Below are 16,239 nucleotides of genomic sequence, written 5' to 3'. Positions count from 1 at the left end.
TCGCGCGGCGCCGGGCCGGTCTCGGCCATGATCGCCGGATGGTGCTCCGGCTCGATCCCCGACTCCCCCTGCTCTGGCGCTCCGCGACCGCGGTGCAGCTCGGCCTCGACCGGCCGCACGCGGTCCTGGACGGCGTCGGCTACCCGGAGGAGCTGCTGCTCGACGCCCTCCGCGTGGGCACCAGCGCCGGCACCGTCCGCCTGATCGCGGCGCGCGCCGGAGCGAGCGAGGCGCGTGTCGACGAGGTGCTCGAGGCGCTCCGGCCGGTCCTGCTGCGCAGCGTCGAGCCCGGCCCTCCCCCGGCACCGCGGGTCGTCGTCGAGGGGACGGGCGCGGCACCGGACGCACTGCGCACGCTGCTCCGGAGCGAGGGCTGCTCGCTGCTCGCCGACGACGGGACGCCGGACCTCGCCGTGCTGATCGCCGACTTCGCGGTCGCCCCCGCCCGCGCCGCGCACTGGCTCGCGGCCGATGTGCCGCACCTGGCGGTGGTGTTCGGCGACGAATCGGTGCGCGTCGGACCCCTGGTGGAGCCGGGGTCCGGACCGTGCCTGCACTGCGCCGAGCGGGACCGGATGGACCTCGACCCGGATCGCGCGCGCCTCGTGATCCAGGTGCTCGGCCGCTCAGCCCCCACCCGCACGCCGCTCGCGAGCGCGGCGATCGCCGTGGCGGCCGCCGACGCCGTGCTGCGGCGGCTCCTCGCCGGCTGGCGAGGGCTCCGCGCGGCCGAGCGGGTCTACAGCGACGCCTCCGGAGCGTTCACCGTGCGGGAGCGGGAGCCGCACCCCGAGTGCGCGTGCCGAGCTCTTCGAGGAAGCGCGACGGCTCCCTCCGCGTGACGCGGCCGACCGTCGAGCGCGCCCACGAGAGGCGCAGGCGCCGGCGGGCCCGGGTGATGCCGACGTAGAGGAGGCGCCGCTCCTCGTCGATCGCCTCGAGGCCGGCGGCGTACGAGATCGGCAGCAGGCCCTCGGCGAGCCCCATCAGGTGCACCGACTCCCACTCGAGGCCCTTCGCCGAGTGCAGCGTGGCGAGGGTGACCGCGCCGCGGTCCGGCTCGTGGTGCACCTGCTGGCGTGCGATCAGGTCGTCGGTGAACTGGCGGAAGGTCCATCCGGCAGGGGCCTCGTCGACGAGGCGGGCCAGCGTGTCCAGCGACTCCCACCGGTCGCGCACCGCACCGGGCGCCGACGGGGGCTCGGCGCTCCAGCCGAGCGAGCGGAGGACGTCGCTCACCGACTTGAACAGCGGCTCGCCGCTGATCGACACGGACGCCGCGCGCAGCTGCATCACGGCCTGCTTCACCTCGGGCAGGTCGAAGAAGCGCTTGCCGCCGCGCATGTGCGCGCTCACTCCCCGCTCGTGCAGGGCGTGCTCGATGACCGCCGACTGGCTGTTGGTGCGGAAGAGGACCGCGATGTCGGAGGGGCGCACCCCCGCCTCGATGTCGGCCGCGACCCGCGCCGCGATCCCGCGCGCCTCCGCGATGTCGTCCGGGTAGGCGTCGATCGCGGGCTCCGGCGCCTCGGCGGCGGCGACGGCGTGGAGCGAGAGGGCGCCGGGCCTGCCCCGCATGAGGCGGTTCGCGGTCTGCACGATCGGCACGGCCGAGCGGTAGTTCTCCTCCAGGCGCACCACGGTGGCGGCCGGCCAGCGGGACGGGAAGTCGAGGAGGTAGTCGGCCCGCGCACCCGCGAAGGAGTAGATGGTCTGGCTGGCGTCGCCGACGACGCAGAGGTCGCTCCGGTCGCCGAGCCAGAGCTCCAGGAGCCGCTGCTGCAGCGGCGAGACGTCCTGGTACTCGTCGACGACGAAGAAGCGGTACTGCTCGCGCACCTGCATCGCCATCGCGGGCTCGGACTCGAGCATCCCGGCGGTCACGAGCAGGACGTCCTCGAAGTCGATCTGGCGGCGCTGGTCCTTCAGCCCCTCGTACTCGTCCACGAGCGCGACCGTCTGCTCCAGGGTGAGCCGTCCGGGCAGGGGGCGCGTGCGGGCGGCGACGGCGTACTGCTCGAGCGAGAGGGCGGACACCTTCCGCCACTCGATCTCGGCCGAGAGGTCGCGGAGCGTCGCCGTGTCGAGCTTCAGGCGGAGCCGCTCGGCCGCGTGCCCGAGCAGGCGCGCCTTGCCGTCGAGCAGCTGGGGCATCGTGCCCCCCACCAGCTGCGGCCAGAAGTAGCCGAGCTGCGAGAGGGCGGCGGCGTGGAAGGTGCGGGCCTGGACACCGCCGGCGCCGAGCACCCGCAGGCGCGAGCGCAGCTCGGCCGCGGCGCGGCTGGTGAAGGTCAGGGCCATGACGCGGCCGGGCGTGTAGACGCCGGTCGCCACTCCGTGCGCGATGCGGTGCGTGATCGTCCGGGTCTTGCCCGTGCCCGCTCCCGCGAGGACGCAGACCGGCCCCAGCAGCGCCTCCGCCGCCTCGCGCTGCCCCTCGTCGAGTCCGTCGAGCAGGGTCACGCGATCGGGCCGTTCTCCAGCTCGCCTCCGTACCAGTCCTCGATCATCGCGCGGGCGATCGACGAGCGGCCGGGCAGCAGCACGGACTCGAGCGAGTCGTGCAGCTGCTGCCGGGTGAACCAGCGCAGCTCGACGATCTCCTCGCCGTCCGGGAGCAGATCCTCCGGGGACTGGTCCTCGGCGAGGCGGGCGGTGAAGCCGACCATGAGGGAGGCGGGGAAGGGCCAGGGCTGCGAGCCGAGGTACTGCGGGTCGACGACGCGCATGCCCGACTCCTCGCCGATCTCGCGGATCACGGCGGCCTCGAGCGACTCGCCCGGCTCGACGAAGCCGGCGAGCAGGGAGAAGCGGCCGGTGCCCCACATCGCGTTCGAGCCGAGGAGGAGGCGGTCGTCCGCGTCGAGGACGCAGACGATGATCGCCGGATCCGTGCGCGGGAAGACCTGGCTGCCGTCGGTGGGCGAGCGGCGGACCCAGCCGCCCTGCTCGACGACGGTCGGGTCGCCGTTGCGGGGCGAGTAGCCGTGCGAGGCGTGCCAGTTCGCGATGGCGAGAGCCTCGGTGAACAGGCCCGCGTCGCGGTCGCTCAGGCGCTCGGCAATCGGGCGCAGGCCGCTCCACCGCTCCTCGTCGGGCTCGAGCTCGGCGGCGGCCGCGTCGGTGAGGACGGTCGCGATGACGGGGGTTCCGACCGGCTCGCCGGGGGCCTCGGCGAGCGTGCGGCCGAGGTAGATCCGGAGGGTGCCGGCGGTCACGTCCTCGGGGCGGCGCAGGACGAGGCGGTCGGCCTCGACCAGGGTCCGGTCGTGGTGCAGGACGAGCACGCGGGTGGCGGGATCGGCGAGCAGCTCGTCGAAGAGCGCGGGCCTCGAGCGTCCGACGCCGTCGCGGTCGGCCGCCTGTCGCGAGAGCGGGAGGCGATCGGCGAAGGGCAGTGACATCCGGGGCTCATTTCATGACGGGGGCCGCGAGGACCGCTGTCGCGGGCCTTCGACGGCATCGGCGGGACAGCGCGTGGCGGCGGGCCGGCCGGGCACGAGCCGCCTACCCTGGAAACCATGGCCAGATCCCATCTCACTCTAGCCGCGCTGGCCACCTCGGCCGTCGAGGGCCTCGACGTCCGCTCCGCGCGCCCCTTCACGTCCTCGACGCACGGCGACTTCGACTCCGCCCTGCTGACGACGCGCGAGGGCGCCCGCCTCGTCGTGCGCGTGCCCACGTCCGCGCTCGCGGAGCAGGAGCAGCTCGGCGACCTCGTCGCGCTCCGGGCGCTGACCGCCGGCATCCGCAGCCGCCTGCCCTTCGATCTGCAGGAGAGTGTCGGGCAGACGCCGTTCGACGGCACCCGCGCGGTCGTCTACGAGTACCTCGAGGGAGATCGCGTCCTCATCGACGACGTGGCCGCGCAGAGCGGGCTCGCGGACTCGATCGGCCGGGCCGTCGGGGCGATCCACTCGCTCCCGGTGTCGTTCGTCCAGGAGGCGGGCCTGCCGATCGCGACCGCGCGCGACAGCGTGAACGAGACGGTCGCGGTGATCGAGCGCGCGGCCGACACCGGCCACGTCCCGGCGGCGCTCGTCGCGCGCTGGGAGTCGGCCTCCTCCGACGAGGCGCTCTGGCAGTTCGACCCGACCGTGGTGAACGGCTCGATGACCGCCGACTCCTTCCTCCGCTCCGGCGACGTCGTCGCGGCCGTGCTCGGCTGGGCGGCGCTGCGGGTCGGCGACCCGGCGCGCGACCTGCACTGGCTGCTGAGCGCCCCGGGCTCCGAGACGGCGCTCTCCGCCTACTCCCGGATGCGCGCGGGAGCAGTGGACCGCACGATCCGCCAGCGCGCCCAGCTCTACGCCGAACTCGAACTCGCCCGCTGGCTGCTGCACGGCACCGAGACCGACGACTCCGCCATCGTGGACGACGCGGTCACCATGCTCGACACGCTGGTCGACAGCGTGCTCGGCGACCTCTCCGCGCCCCTCTCGACCGACACCGGCCCGGTGCTGGCGGTCTCAGAGGTCGAGGAGCTGCTCAACCGCACGCCGGGAGCCCGCACGGGCTCCTCCGCTCACGGCCGCGGGCTCGCTCCCGTCGCCGAGGAGAGCGACTCCGCGAGCTCGCGCTCGGAGTAGAACCGCTCGGGCCGCAGCACGAGGTCGTCGGCGACGAAGTAGAACACGGCGTCGACGCTCTCGAGCGGCACCCCCCGCCAGCGCGAGTAGGCGAGCCGGTACAGCGCGAGCTGGAACTGCTTGAGCTCGAGGTCGGCAGCGTCCTTCGGCGCTCGCCCGGTCTTCCAGTCGACGATCTGCACGCCGTCCTCCGTCGGGTACACCGCGTCGAGCTTGCAGACGACGACGTGGCCGGCGAGCTGGAGGTGGATCTCGATCTCGACCGCCTCCGGGCGCCGGTCGGCCCACTCCGAGCGCTCGAACGTGGCGATCAGGGCGTCGAGCCGCTCCTGCTCGACGGACGCGGGGCCGGCGTCGTCGAGCTCGTCGGGGAAGGTGTCGACCGCCTCCGCCCCGCCCTGGACGCCGAAGCGGTTCTCGACCCAGGAGTGGAAGGTCGTGCCGAGCCGGGTCTGCCGGTAGGGGCGCTCCGGCATCGGCCGGCGCAGCTGCGCGGCGACCTCGTCCGGAGTGCTGACGATGTCCTTGAACCGGGAGGCGGGGATGCGGGTGGGCAGCGGCGTGCGCTCGCCCCCGGCCAGCCGCACCGCCCGCTCGGCGAGCAGCAGGCGGATGTCGTCGCCGCGCGCCCCGAGCAGAGCGGGCTCGGCGCTGCGGACCCGGGCGGCGGCGGCGCGAACCCGGTCGCCGCGGGAGCCGAGCGGATCGTGGGGCCAGCGGAACGTGCGCGGGGCCCGCTCGAGCGGGTTCTCCTCGTTCGCGGGCTCGGTCGGCAGCGGCGGGATCGTGCCGGCCTCCTCGAGGTCGCGGAGGAAGACGCCCGGTCCGCGCGGCTTGGCCTGGCCGGCCCACCACGAGCCGCTGAGCAGGAGGTGGTGACGCGCCCGCGTGACGGCCACGTAGGCGAGACGCCGCTCCTCCGCCTCGTTGCGCTCGCGGAGGGTGTCGCCGAACGCTCCGATCGCGTCGACGACCTCCTTCTGCGTGCTGCAGCCGCGCCAGGCGAGATCGGGGAGCTCGGCGGCGTCGCCGCGGAACGCGTAGGGCATCGCACCCAGTCTGACCCACCCGCGGAAGCCCTCGACCGGCGTGCCGGGGAGCTCGCCGTCGACCATCCGCGGGACGGCGACGAGGTCCCACTCCAGACCCTTGGAGCCGTGGATCGTCAGCAGCTGCACCGTCCCCGGCTCCGGGTCCTCCGGTCGCGGGGCCAGGCCGTCGCGCTTGTCCGCGAGGACGAGCCAGCGGAGGAATCCGCGGAGGGAGGAGCCGGTGCCGGCGCCGCGGTCGTCCGTCTGCAGGTACCCGGCCACCGCCTCCCGGAAGGCCTCGAGGTTGGCGCGGCCGTCCCCGCGCGACTCGTTCGCCTCGACCTCGATGTCCAGGCCCAGCTCCTGCTCGACCAGGGTGACGAAGTCGAGGAGGTCGAGCCCGGCCCGGGCGCGCAGCCGGGCGAACAGGGTGCCCGCCTCGTGCAGGCGCCGCAGGCCCTCGGCGCTGAACCCGCCGAGCGCGGAGTGGTCGATCCGCCCGTCGTCGCCGGGGCGGCGCGCCGCGATGAAGTCGAGGGCCTCGACGATCGAGCCGCCCTCGCCCTCGGTGACGGACGCGCGCATCCGCTCGCGCACCTCCTCCGGGAGCAGCCGGTGCGCGTGGTCGCGCGCCGCGAGCCACGAGGCGAGGTCGCGCAGCGCCTTGAGGTCGCGGACGCCCAGACGCCAGCGGGCGCCGGCCAGGAGGCGGACGAGCTCGCTGCCGGCGGCCGGGTCCTCGACCACGGTGAGCGCGGCGACGAGGTCGGCGATCTCGGGCTGCCGCAGCAGGCCCCCGATGCCGAGGATGTGGTACCGAACGCCGTGCTTCGCCAGCGCGGCGGCGAAGCGGTCCATGTGCGCGCGCACCCGGAAGAGCACCGCGGCCGACGGCGGCTCGGCGTTCTGGCGCAGGCGCCCGGCGAACCAGGCGGCGACGTCGTCCGCCTCCTCCTCGATCGTCTCGGGGAAGGTGAGCTCGACCGGGTGCTCGGAGGCCTGAGGACCCGCGCTCAGCGTGTCGACCGCGACCGCGCTCCCCGCCGACAGCGGCTCCACGATCGCGTTCGCGGCGGTCAGCACGCGGCGGCCGTTGCGCCAGCTCGTGCTGAGGGAGAAGCGGCCCGCTCCCCCGAAATCGGTGCCGAAGCGGCCGAGCCCCTCGGCGCTCGCACCGCGCCAGCCGTAGATCGACTGGTGCGGGTCGCCCACGGCCATCACTCCCTGCCCGGCGAAGAGCCGCGAGAGGAGGCGGGTCTGCAGCACGGAGGTGTCCTGGTACTCGTCGAGGAGCACCACCCGGTACCTCGCGCGGTGCTCGTCCACGATCCGCGGCACCCTGTCGACGATCCGCAGCGCGAGGGCCACCTGGTCCGAGAACTCGACGAAGCCGCGCTCGGCCTTCGCCTCCTGGAACCGCTCGGCGAGCGCCGTCAGCACCGGCAGCGCGCCCACGGCCTGCAGCGCCTTCTCGAGCTCGCGGTAGAGCCCCGAGCCGCTGCCTCCGCGCGGCAGCTCGCCCAGGCGGAGGAAGTCCTCGGCGAACGCGGCGACCGCGGCCGGATCGGCGAGGTTGTCGGCGAGGTCGTGCGCGAGCGAGACGACGAGGTCGGTCAGCCGGTCGATCCCCGCCTCCACCTCGAGGATGCGCGGATCGGCCGTGTCGGCCACGACTCCCCGCGCGAGATGCCAGGCGGAGGCCTCGGAGAGCACGGTCGCGTCCCCCTCGCGGCCGATCAGGGCGGCGTTGTCGCGGAAGATCGTGTTCGCGAAGGCGTTGTAGGTCGAGACGGTGGCGGCCTCGAACGGGTCGGGCGCCGACTGCCCGGGCGCGAGCGGGAGCAGGCCCGCCGCGCCGAGCTGGTCGATCCTCCGCCCGATGCGCTCGCCGAGCTCGGCCGCCGCCTTGCGGGTGAAGGTGAGGCCGAGCACCTCCGACGGCGCCGCGTGGCCGTTCGCGAGGAGCCAGAGGACGCGGTTCGCCATCGTCTCGGTCTTGCCGCTGCCGGCACCGGCGACCACCAGGGCAGGCTCGAGCGGCGCCTCGATGACGGCGCGCTGCTCGGCGGTGGGCGGGCGCAGGTCGAGGCGCTCGGCGATGGTCAGGGCGTCGATCACGGCAGCTCCTCCTCGAGGACGGCGGAGGGGTCGGGGTCGGCGGGGCCGGAAGGATCGGCCGGCGCATCGGGACCCGGCTCCTCGGAGTCCTCCGGGTCCTCTGTCTCGTCGACCTCGTCGATCGCCAGGAGTCCGTCCCCCGGGACCTCGGGCACCGCGTGGATGCGGTACCGCAGGGCGTCGCCGGGGGAGAACGGGGTCGCGTCGAGCAGGCCCGAGAAGCCCGCCGCCGCCATGCCCAGGGCCGCGGCGCGGACGCGATCGCGCAGCCGCTCCAGCTCCTCCTCGCCGAAGCGCTCCTGGACCACCTCGCGGTACGGCTTCCCGCGCACGCCCGTCGCCACGAAGAGCAGCTTCGCGCCTCCCCCGTCGGCCGGGTCGGCCGCCTCGATCGCCCCTTCGGCGACGGCGAGCTGATAGCTGCCCAGCTGCGCGTGCTCGGCGATGTCGTCCTTGCGGGGGGTGCTGCGGCCCGTCTTGAGATCGACGATCGTGACGGAGCCGTCGGCCGCGCGCTCGACGCGGTCGATCGAGCCCCGCACCCGGGCGGGCGGGACGTCGAGCTCGAACTGCTGCTCGCGGCCGAGCACCACGCCTCCCCCGCGCTCGAAGTCGGCGAGGTAGCCCGCGAGGCCCTCGATCAGCCGCCGTGTGACGCGCTTCTGCCGCTCCCCCAGCCAGGGCGACTCGAAGACCAGCTCGGGCCACCGCGACTCGAGAGCCGCCCACAGCTCCTGCGGATCGGGCCGCTCGGCGTTCTCGAGAACCCAGTGCACGAGGGTGCCGACCCCCATCGCCGTGCTCGTCGTGGAGCCGGAGACGGCGTCGACGAACCAGTCCAGAGGGGACCGCTCGAAGGCCTCGAGGCGGCTCGGCGAGACGGAGACGGGACGCTCGGGGTCGCCGACGTCGAAGAGCGGCTCCGTGGTCGAGGGCTCGAGCACCCCGGACCAGGAGGAGGGGTCGGCGCCGGGGACCTCCGCGAGCGCCAGGGCGCTGAGCCCTCGGATGGCGGCGGGAGCCTCGGTCGAGTCCGGTGTGGTGGCGGTCCGGCGCAGCGCCGCCACCGCCCCGCGCAGCGTGAGCGGCACCGCGGAGGCCGGATCGAGCCGCGGCGCGTCCGGCGGGGTGAGCCGGAAGAAGAGGGAGGGCGTCTCGTCCTCGCCCGCGACGGCGCTGAGCACGAGCTGCCGCCGGGCGCGGGAGGCGGCCAAGGCGAACATCCGGAGCTCGTCGTCGAGAGTGGCCTTGCGGGCGTCGAGCGGCAGTCCGCCCTCGCCGCGGGCGTGCCGCAGCAGGCCGTCCGGATCGAGCAGCGAGCCGCGCTGGCGGAGGTTGGGCCAGACGCCGTCCTGCAGCCGCGCCACCACCACGACGTCGAACTCCAGGCCGACGACAGAGGAGGGCGTGCCGATGAGGACCGCGTCCTCGACGGAGCGCGGAGCGAGCGTGTCCTCGGGGACCTCCGCCTCGAGGATCTCGGTGACGAAGCCGACCGCGGAGTGCCCGGTCGCCCGCTCCACGAACCGGCGCGCGGCGCTGAAGAGGGCGACCACGCCGTCGAGGTTGCGGTTGGCCTCGGCGGCGGTCAGGCCGGTGCCGAGGGCGAGCTCGCGCCAGGAGGACGCGACGCGGCTGGACTCCCACGCCGACCACAGCAGCTCCTCGATCGAGCCCCCCTCCTCGTGCAGGCGGCGGACCCGGTCGATCGTCACGGCCAGCCGCTCGGCCTGCCGGGCGGGAGCGGAGTCGATGGTCGCGAATCGGCCGGGCGCGGCGAGGGCCTCGACCAGCAGCGGGTCGCTCGCGCGGATGCCGCCGCCGGCGAGCTCCTCCGCCCGGAGTGCGAGCCGGAGCCGGCGCAGCCCCAGCCGGTCGACCCCGCCGAACGGGCCGAGCAGCAGCTCCGCCGCGAGCTCCGCGTCCAGGGGCCGCTCGCCGATCGCGACGCCGACCAGCACGAGCAGCGCCCGGGCCGCGTGATCGTCGCGCAGCGCCCGTCCGGCGAGCACGGAGCGGGTCGGCACCTCCGCCACCGCGAGCGCCTTCACCAGCGGCTGGACCGCGGCTCCGGAGCGGACGACGACCGCCATCCGCCGCCACGCCACTCCGTCGCGCAGCCGCCGCTCGCGCAGCAGCCGCGCCACCGTCGCCGCCTCGCGCGCCGCCGTCGGGGCGTGCAGCACCAGGACGGGTGCCGGGCCCGCGTCGGGGGCCGGAGCCGCGACCGCCGCCCGCTGCCGGCCGGCCGCCGCGGTGCCGATCCGCTCGGTGGCCGCCGACACGACCGCCCGCAGCGCGGCCGAGTGGCGGTGCACGCGCGCGAGCACCAGCGTCTCGACGTCGGACGCGCCGATGCTCGCGGCGAACCGGCCGAGCGTGTCGGAGGCCGCGCCGCGGTAGGCGCTGGTCGCCACGTCCGGGTCGCCCAGCGCGATCACGGTCACCCCGCGCTCCGTCAGCGCCCGCAGCAGCACGAGCGTCGACTCGCTCGCCTCCTGGAGGTCGTCGACGACGACCAGACGCAGCGCGTCGATCCGCTCGCCGCCCTCGCCCGCGCGGATCGCCTCGGCCGCGTAGGCCGCGAACTCCGCCGCGTCCAGACGGGTGCCCGCCTGGGGCGCCATCCACTCGACCACCTCGCGCAGCTCGTCGAGCACGTCGGCCGCCGCGCTCCACTCCCCGCGCTCGGCGTCGACCCCGAGGGCGCGGATCGCGTCCGAGTCGAGCCCGTGCTCGGTCGCCCGCATCCCGAACTCGCGGAGCTCGGTCCGGAAGGTCCGCAGCCGCAGCACCTCGGGGCTGAACTCCTCCGGCCACCGCGGGCCGGTCCCCTCCTCGAGGTGGCCCTCGACGAGCTCCGAGAGGAGGGCGTCCTGCTCGCCGCCGGTCAGGAGGGTCGGCCGCTCGAGGCCGCGCTCCTTGGCGGAGGAGGTGACCGCCTCGAACGCGAGCGAGGTCGCGGTCCGGGCGAGCGGGCCCCGGGTCGGCACTCCCAGCCGCAGGGCGAGCACGTCGCGCAGGGCGGTGGCGGCGGTGCGGCTGGCCGCGAGCACCACGACCGACTCGGGCGGGTACCCCCGCTCGAGGACGCGCTCGGCGACCAGCTCGACGACCGTCGTGGTCTTGCCCGTCCCCGGCGCCCCGAGCACGGCGGCACTGCGGCCCTCGGGCAGCGCGAGCACCGCGCGCTGGGAGTCGTCCAGCACGACCGCGGGCTCGCCCGGGAGCGCCTCGCCGACGGAGGCTGCGGTGGAGGGAGCGGGGGTCGCGGGAGCGGTCACACGACCACGGTAGCCACCGGGTCCGACACTCCCGCCCGTCCCCGCCGGGAGCCCCGGCAGCCCGCTCCGCTCACCGCGAAACCGGCGCGGTCGTCCGAGCGCGGTCCCGTATCCTGACACCCTCGTCCCCTCCCGAAAGGCACTGCTGGTGGAAATCCGTATTGGAATGGTCAACACCCCGCGCGAGCTCAACTTCGAGTCGTCGATGTCCGTGACCGAGGTCGAGAAGACGGTGACCACCGCTCTCGAGGCCGGCACCGCCGTCCTCCGCCTCCGCGACGAGAAGGGCAAGATCTACATCGTCCCGACCGCCACCATCGCCTTCGTCGAGGTCGGCTCCGAGGAGTCGCGCCGCGTCGGCTTCGTCGCCTAGAGCGTCCCGGGCGGACACGTCGTGGAGCTCCTCTTCATCACCCTGTTCGGGGTCCTGATCGGTCTCGCCGCGCGCTACGGGCTGCCGCACCGGCACCTGCACGGCTCCGTGCTGGTCCCGGCGATCGGCGGCCTCGTCGCCGCAGTCGTCTGGGTCGCACTGACCTGGGCGGGCCTGCCGTGGGACGGCGGCCTGATCTGGGTCCTGTCCCTCGTCGCGACCGCCGTGGTCGTCGTCCCGGTCGGCCTCTCGCTCGGGCGCAGCCGCGCCCGCCGCGACGAGGCCTCCCTGCAGGCGATGCTCTCGGGACGCGTCGCCCCCTGATCCGAGCCGGAGGCGCGGGAGTCCTCGGACTTCCGCGCCTCCGTCGTTCCGGATTCCGGGGCAGTGCGACGCCGGGAACCGTCAGGCCGTGAGCCCCAGCGCGTCCATCCGGCGCGTGTGCGAGGCGATGAGCTCGGTGAACACCGGCTCGATCCGCGACTCGTCGGAGTCGTGGTTGCCCGAGCCCATCAGCGCGGAGCGCGCCACGAGGAGGGTGTCGCCCACCAGGCGGCGGCCCCAGACGGCCAGGCGCGAGCCCAGGCGCTCGTCCGCGGCGATCTCGCGGCGGAGGATCGCGATCACGCCGTCGACGCCCGTGTCCGCGCCGAGCGTCTGCGCGATGCGCGGCCCCACGTCGGTGGGCAGCCCGCCGGTGAGGCGGATGAAGAAGTCGTCGAGCAGGCCCGCCGTGATGTACGCCGAGAGCAGCGTCTCGTGGAGGTCCGCGCCGCGGGTGAGCCGCTCGAAGGTGTCGATCGCGGGGCGGAACGGCGCCATGGCCTCGCCGGGCTCCACGTCGCGGCGGCGCAGCTCGGCGACGACGGCGTGGTGCTTCGCGAGCGCCGTGCCGGCGGCGGAGGAGATGGCCTCCTTGTCCGCGAGGTCGTCGGTCTCGGCGACGGCGCGCGCCAGCACCTCGAACACCGCGAGCTGGAGGTAGGCGACCTGGCCGAGGTAGGGCAGCACCTCGGGGGTGAGGTCGGCGAGGTCGACGCGGTCGCGCTTCTGGCTCGACTCCCCGCGGGGCGTCAGGCGGGGCACCTCGAGCAGGGGACGTCGACGTCGGAACCAGGCAGCCATTTCCTCAGCATAGGGCGCCGGAGGAGCGGGGTTCCGGGGCCGGCGGGGCCGGGAGCAGTAGACTCGCCGGGATGTCACCGGCGCTGGATCGGTGACCCTGCGCCCGGAGTCGTACAGGGGCGTAGACCGTTCGACACGACAGGCGCTTCACTCCGTGACTTTCTCCGATCTGAACATCGACGACGACATCGTCGCCGCACTCGCCGCCAAGGGCATCCTCGAGCCGTTCCCCATCCAGGAGCAGACGATCCCCCTGGCCCTGCAGAAGCAGGACATCATCGGCCAGGCCAAGACCGGCACCGGCAAGACCTTCGGCTTCGGCCTCCCCCTCATCCAGGCCCTCGGCACCGACCCGGAGCCGGGCGTCAAGGCGCTCATCGTCGTCCCGACCCGCGAGCTCGCCGTGCAGGTCACCGAGGACATCGAGCTGGCCGCCTCCAATCGGCCGACCAAGATCGTCTCGATCTACGGCGGCAAGGCCTACGAGGGCCAGATCGAGCAGCTGAAGGCCGGCGCGCAGATCGTCGTCGGCACGCCCGGCCGCCTCCTCGACCTCGCCGGGCAGCGCCTGCTCTCGCTCGCCAACGTGCAGGTGATGGTCCTCGACGAGGCCGACAAGATGCTCGACCTGGGCTTCCTCTCGGACATCGAGAAGCTGTTCGCGCAGACGCCGCCCACCCGCCACACCATGCTCTTCTCGGCGACGATGCCGGGCGCGATCGTCGCGCTCGCGCGCCGCTTCATGAACAAGCCCATCCACATCCGCGCGACCGACCCCGACGAGGGCATCACGCAGGCGAACATCAAGCACATCGTCTACCGGGCGCACTCGCTCGACAAGGACGAGGTCATCGCGCGCATCCTGCAGTCCGAGGGCCGCGGCAAGACCGTCATCTTCACCCGCACGAAGCGCGCCGCCGCCCGCATCGTCGAGGAGCTCAACGACCGCGGCTTCAACGCGGCGGCCGTGCACGGAGACCTCAACCAGGAGCAGCGCGAGCGCGCGATGGCGGCGTTCAAGGCCGGCAAGAAGGACATCCTGATCGCCACCGACGTCGCCGCGCGCGGCATCGACGTGAACGACGTCACCCACGTGATCAACCACACGATCCCGGACGACGACCAGACCTACCTGCACCGCGTCGGCCGCACCGGGCGCGCGGGCAAGACCGGCATCGCGGTGACCTTCGTCGACTGGGAGGACCTGCACAAGTGGGCCCTCATCAACCGGGCGCTGGAGTTCGGCCAGCCCGACCCGGTCGAGACCTACTCGTCGTCGCCGCACCTCTACACCGACCTCGACATCCCCGCGGGAACCAAGGGACGGCTGAAGCCGACCCCGATCCCCGCCGAGGCGAAGGCCGACGCGCGCCCGGACCGGGGCGAGCGCTCCGACCGCGGCGAGCGCTCCGAGCGGGGCGACCGGCCGCCGCGTCGCCGCACCCGCTCCGACTCCGCCGACTCGACCGCTCCGCAGCAGACCGGCCCCGCTCCCTCGAGCGAGAGCAAGGAGCACCACGACGGCAACAGCGAGCCGCGCCGCCGCACCCGGTCGCGCCGCCGCTCGCCGCGCCCCGACGCGCAGGCCTGAGCCTCCGCGCCCCGAGCCCGTCCCCCCGCGATCCGTCGCGGGAGGGCGGGCTCCCGGCGTCTCAGCGGCTCTCCCGCGACTCAGCGGTGTCCCCACGCGACTCAGCGGCTCTCCGCCCCTCAGCGGTCACGGTGATCCGGCGGCTCTCCGCCTGTCAGCGGCTCTCCGCGACTCAGCGGGCGGAGGAGCGGATCGCGTCGACGGTCGCGCGCGCGGTCGTGTTCTCGCCCAGGCGGTTGGGCTTGCCCGTGCCGTGGTAGTCGCTCGAGCCCGTGGTGACGAGCGAGTACTGCTCGGCGAGCTCGCGCAGGCGGCGCTTGCCGTCGGCCGTGTTCTCGCGGTGCTCGACCTCGAGGCCGAACAGGCCGGCGTCGACGAGCTGCGGGAGGATCGACTCGACCGCGATCCCGCGGGCGCTCGCGGCCGGGTGCGCGATGACCGGGACCCCGCCCGCCGCGCGGACCAGGCGCACGGCGTCGACCGGGTCGGGCGCGTAGTGCGGGCGGTAGTAGCCGCCGCGCCAGTCGAGGATCCCCGCGAAGGCCGCGGAGCGGTCGGTGGCCAGGCCGCGGGCGACGAGCGCGTCGGCGATGTGCGGACGCCCGATGGTGGTGCCCGGGCTGGTCTGGGCGAGGACGTCGTCCCAGGTGAGGTCGTAGTCGGCCGCGATCGCGGTGACGATCGCCTCCGCGCGGTGCGTGCGGGCCGAGCGGATGCGCGCGGTCTCGGCCACGAGCCCCGGATCCGCCGGATCGACGAGGTATGCGAGGACGTGGACGCTGGCCCAGCCGACGCGGGAGGAGAGCTCCATGCCGGGCAGCAGGTCGATGCCCGCCTCCTCGGCCGCGGCGAGCGCCTCGGCCCAGCCGCCGGTCGTGTCGTGGTCGGTGAGCGCCACTCCGGCGAGCCCGGCCGCGGCCGCGGCCCGCACCAGGACGGCCGGAGCCTCGGTGCCGTCGGAGACGACGGAGTGGGTGTGGAGGTCGTAACGGCCCCCGTCGACATGCATGCGCTCATCGTAGACGCGCCGCCTGCGAGCCCTCCGATGCCCTAGTAGCCTGGGCGGCGATGGGGACGAGACTGGTGAAGACCGCGGTGGCGGTGATCGTGGCGATCGCTCTGCTGGTGGTCGCGGCGCCCGGCTTCTTCGGGATCGCCCGGGAGGCCCCCTTCGCCCAGCTGGTGCCGTTCCGGCTCGCGACGGGCGCGGCGGCCGTCGGGCTCGCCGCTGTCCTGGTCGTGATCGCGGTCCTCGTCGCTCCGGTCAGGCGCCTCGCGCTGGCCCTCGCGGCGCTCGGCGTCGTCTTCGCGCTCGTGCTCGCGGGAGTGCAGGGAGCGCGGGGCTACGACTCCGCCGCTCCGCGCGCCCACCGCCTCGCCGACGTGCGCCTCGCGACCTGGAACGTGCTGCACGACGGCGTGCCCGTCGACACGATCGCCTCGCTCGCCCGGGAGAGCGAGGTCGACGGCATCGCCCTCCTCGAGGTCTCGCAGACGCACGCGCAGGACGTCGTGAACGCGCTCAGCGCCCAGGGGATGTCGATGACCCTCCACTACGCCGGGTCGGGCGCCGACGACGGGGCGGCCCTGCTGCTCTCCCCCTCGCTCGGCGGCTACAGCGTCGACACCGCCGCGGTCGTCACCGGATCGACGCCGTCCCTCGTCGCACGCCCCGACACTCCCGAGCGCCCCGTCCTCGCCGCGGTGCACACCATGGCGCCGATCCCCTCGCGCCTCGCGGAGTGGCGGAGCGATCTGCTCTCGGTCTCCGCGCTCTGCTCCGCGGAGGAGGACGTCGTGGTCCTCGGCGATCTGAACTCCACGGTCGACCACTGGACCGGGCTGCCGGGCACGGCCGCGCTGGGCGGCTGCCGCGACGCGGGGACCGTCGCGGGCGGCGCCGCCCTGGGCACCTGGCCGTCCTCGGTCCCGCCCGCGCTCGGCGCCCCGATCGACCACGTCCTCTTCTCCGGACGCTGGGAGGTCTCGGGCTACCAGGTCGTCGACGACCGCGACGACGCCGGGAGCGACCACCGGCCGCTGGTCGTCCAGCTCTCGGTCCGCGGGATGGTGAAGGACGCGTCCTGACGCTCCTCCCCGGCGCCGACTCCCCGTCCTCCTCCCCCGC

At 74.7% G+C, this 16,239-nt stretch carries 12 protein-coding genes; 6 read left to right on the top strand and 6 right to left on the bottom strand.

Features of this window, described 5'->3' with window-relative positions:
* Positions 1-38 precede the first annotated feature (38 nt).
* A complete protein-coding gene (locus tag C5C39_RS03850) occupies positions 39-842 on the top strand; it encodes a hypothetical protein (protein WP_104352714.1) in 804 nt (267 codons plus the stop codon).
* Here the strand turns inward: C5C39_RS03850 and C5C39_RS03845 are convergent.
* Both C5C39_RS03845 and nudC read right to left on the bottom strand, forming a co-directional pair.
* The gene (locus C5C39_RS03845; RefSeq protein WP_104224836.1) at positions 763-2,463 is read right to left on the bottom strand and encodes an ATP-dependent helicase; all 1,701 of its coding nucleotides are present in this window, start codon (positions 2,461-2,463) and stop codon (positions 763-765) included. The two genes, C5C39_RS03850 and C5C39_RS03845, sit on opposite strands and share 80 nt — an antisense overlap.
* Positions 2,460-3,404, bottom strand: coding sequence for an NAD(+) diphosphatase (nudC, locus tag C5C39_RS03840; protein WP_104261196.1), 945 nt, complete (start codon positions 3,402-3,404; stop codon positions 2,460-2,462). The genes C5C39_RS03845 and nudC overlap by 4 nt, the downstream gene beginning before the upstream one ends.
* 117 nt (positions 3,405-3,521) lie before the next feature.
* On the opposite strand from nudC, the gene C5C39_RS03835 reads away from it, so the two are divergent.
* Positions 3,522-4,589, top strand: coding sequence for a phosphotransferase (locus tag C5C39_RS03835; protein ID WP_104352713.1), 1,068 nt, complete (start codon positions 3,522-3,524; stop codon positions 4,587-4,589).
* On the opposite strand, the gene C5C39_RS03830 is transcribed toward C5C39_RS03835, so the two are convergent.
* Positions 4,526-7,738, bottom strand: coding sequence for an ATP-dependent DNA helicase (locus C5C39_RS03830; RefSeq protein WP_104352712.1), 3,213 nt, complete (start codon positions 7,736-7,738; stop codon positions 4,526-4,528). The two genes, C5C39_RS03835 and C5C39_RS03830, sit on opposite strands and share 64 nt — an antisense overlap.
* Positions 7,735-11,022 carry an ATP-dependent DNA helicase gene (locus C5C39_RS03825; RefSeq protein ID WP_104352711.1) on the bottom strand — a complete coding sequence of 1,096 codons (3,288 nt, stop codon included), beginning with the start codon at positions 11,020-11,022 and terminating at the stop codon, positions 7,735-7,737. Before C5C39_RS03825 ends, C5C39_RS03830 begins: the two co-directional genes overlap by 4 nt.
* A 148-nt stretch (positions 11,023-11,170) precedes the next feature.
* On the opposite strand from C5C39_RS03825, the gene C5C39_RS03820 reads away from it, so the two are divergent.
* A complete protein-coding gene (locus tag C5C39_RS03820; RefSeq protein ID WP_104224841.1) occupies positions 11,171-11,395 on the top strand; it encodes a DUF3107 domain-containing protein in 225 nt (74 codons plus the stop codon).
* A 21-nt stretch (positions 11,396-11,416) separates the two neighbouring features.
* Positions 11,417-11,719: a hypothetical protein gene (locus C5C39_RS03815; protein ID WP_104226942.1), complete on the top strand. Its 303-nt coding sequence runs from the start codon at positions 11,417-11,419 to the stop codon at positions 11,717-11,719.
* Positions 11,720-11,800: 81 nt separating this feature from the next.
* On the opposite strand, the gene C5C39_RS03810 is transcribed toward C5C39_RS03815, so the two are convergent.
* On the bottom strand, positions 11,801-12,520 hold the full coding sequence (locus tag C5C39_RS03810; protein WP_104247820.1) for a ferritin-like fold-containing protein: 720 nt from the start codon (positions 12,518-12,520) through the stop codon (positions 11,801-11,803).
* A 154-nt stretch (positions 12,521-12,674) separates the two neighbouring features.
* Here C5C39_RS03810 and C5C39_RS03805 point away from each other — a divergent pair, with 154 nt between their 5' ends.
* Positions 12,675-14,111: a DEAD/DEAH box helicase gene (locus tag C5C39_RS03805; RefSeq protein ID WP_104224844.1), complete on the top strand. Its 1,437-nt coding sequence runs from the start codon at positions 12,675-12,677 to the stop codon at positions 14,109-14,111.
* Positions 14,112-14,283: 172 nt separating this feature from the next.
* On the opposite strand, the gene C5C39_RS03800 is transcribed toward C5C39_RS03805, so the two are convergent.
* Positions 14,284-15,120, bottom strand: a complete 837-nt coding sequence (locus C5C39_RS03800; protein WP_104224845.1) for a PHP domain-containing protein — start codon at positions 15,118-15,120, stop codon at positions 14,284-14,286.
* A 59-nt stretch (positions 15,121-15,179) separates the two neighbouring features.
* Here C5C39_RS03800 and C5C39_RS03795 point away from each other — a divergent pair, with 59 nt between their 5' ends.
* Entirely contained in the window at positions 15,180-16,199 is a 1,020-nt protein-coding gene (locus tag C5C39_RS03795; RefSeq protein ID WP_146083871.1) for an endonuclease/exonuclease/phosphatase family protein, read from the top strand.
* Positions 16,200-16,239: the final 40 nt, after the last annotated feature.

The sequence above is a fragment of the Rathayibacter sp. AY1F3 genome, from assembly GCF_002931975.1.
Classification (GTDB): domain Bacteria; phylum Actinomycetota; class Actinomycetes; order Actinomycetales; family Microbacteriaceae; genus Rathayibacter.
The sequence above is the reverse complement of the archived record's forward strand: the minus strand, read 5'-3'. Positions and strand labels throughout refer to the sequence as shown.

Bases quoted from the DNA above. Each gene is read 5' to 3' on its own strand.
- C5C39_RS03850 (WP_104352714.1), top strand. From the start codon at position 39: ATGGTGCTCCGGCTCGATCCCCGACTCCCCCTGCTCTGGCGCTCCGCG.
- nudC (WP_104261196.1), bottom strand. From the start codon at position 3,404: ATGTCACTGCCCTTCGCCGATCGCCTCCCGCTCTCGCGACAGGCGGCC.
- C5C39_RS03835 (WP_104352713.1), top strand. From the start codon at position 3,522: ATGGCCAGATCCCATCTCACTCTAGCCGCGCTGGCCACCTCGGCCGTC.
- C5C39_RS03810 (WP_104247820.1), bottom strand. From the start codon at position 12,520: ATGGCTGCCTGGTTCCGACGTCGACGTCCCCTGCTCGAGGTGCCCCGC.
- C5C39_RS03800 (WP_104224845.1), bottom strand. From the start codon at position 15,120: ATGCATGTCGACGGGGGCCGTTACGACCTCCACACCCACTCCGTCGTC.
- C5C39_RS03795 (WP_146083871.1), top strand. From the start codon at position 15,180: ATGGGGACGAGACTGGTGAAGACCGCGGTGGCGGTGATCGTGGCGATC.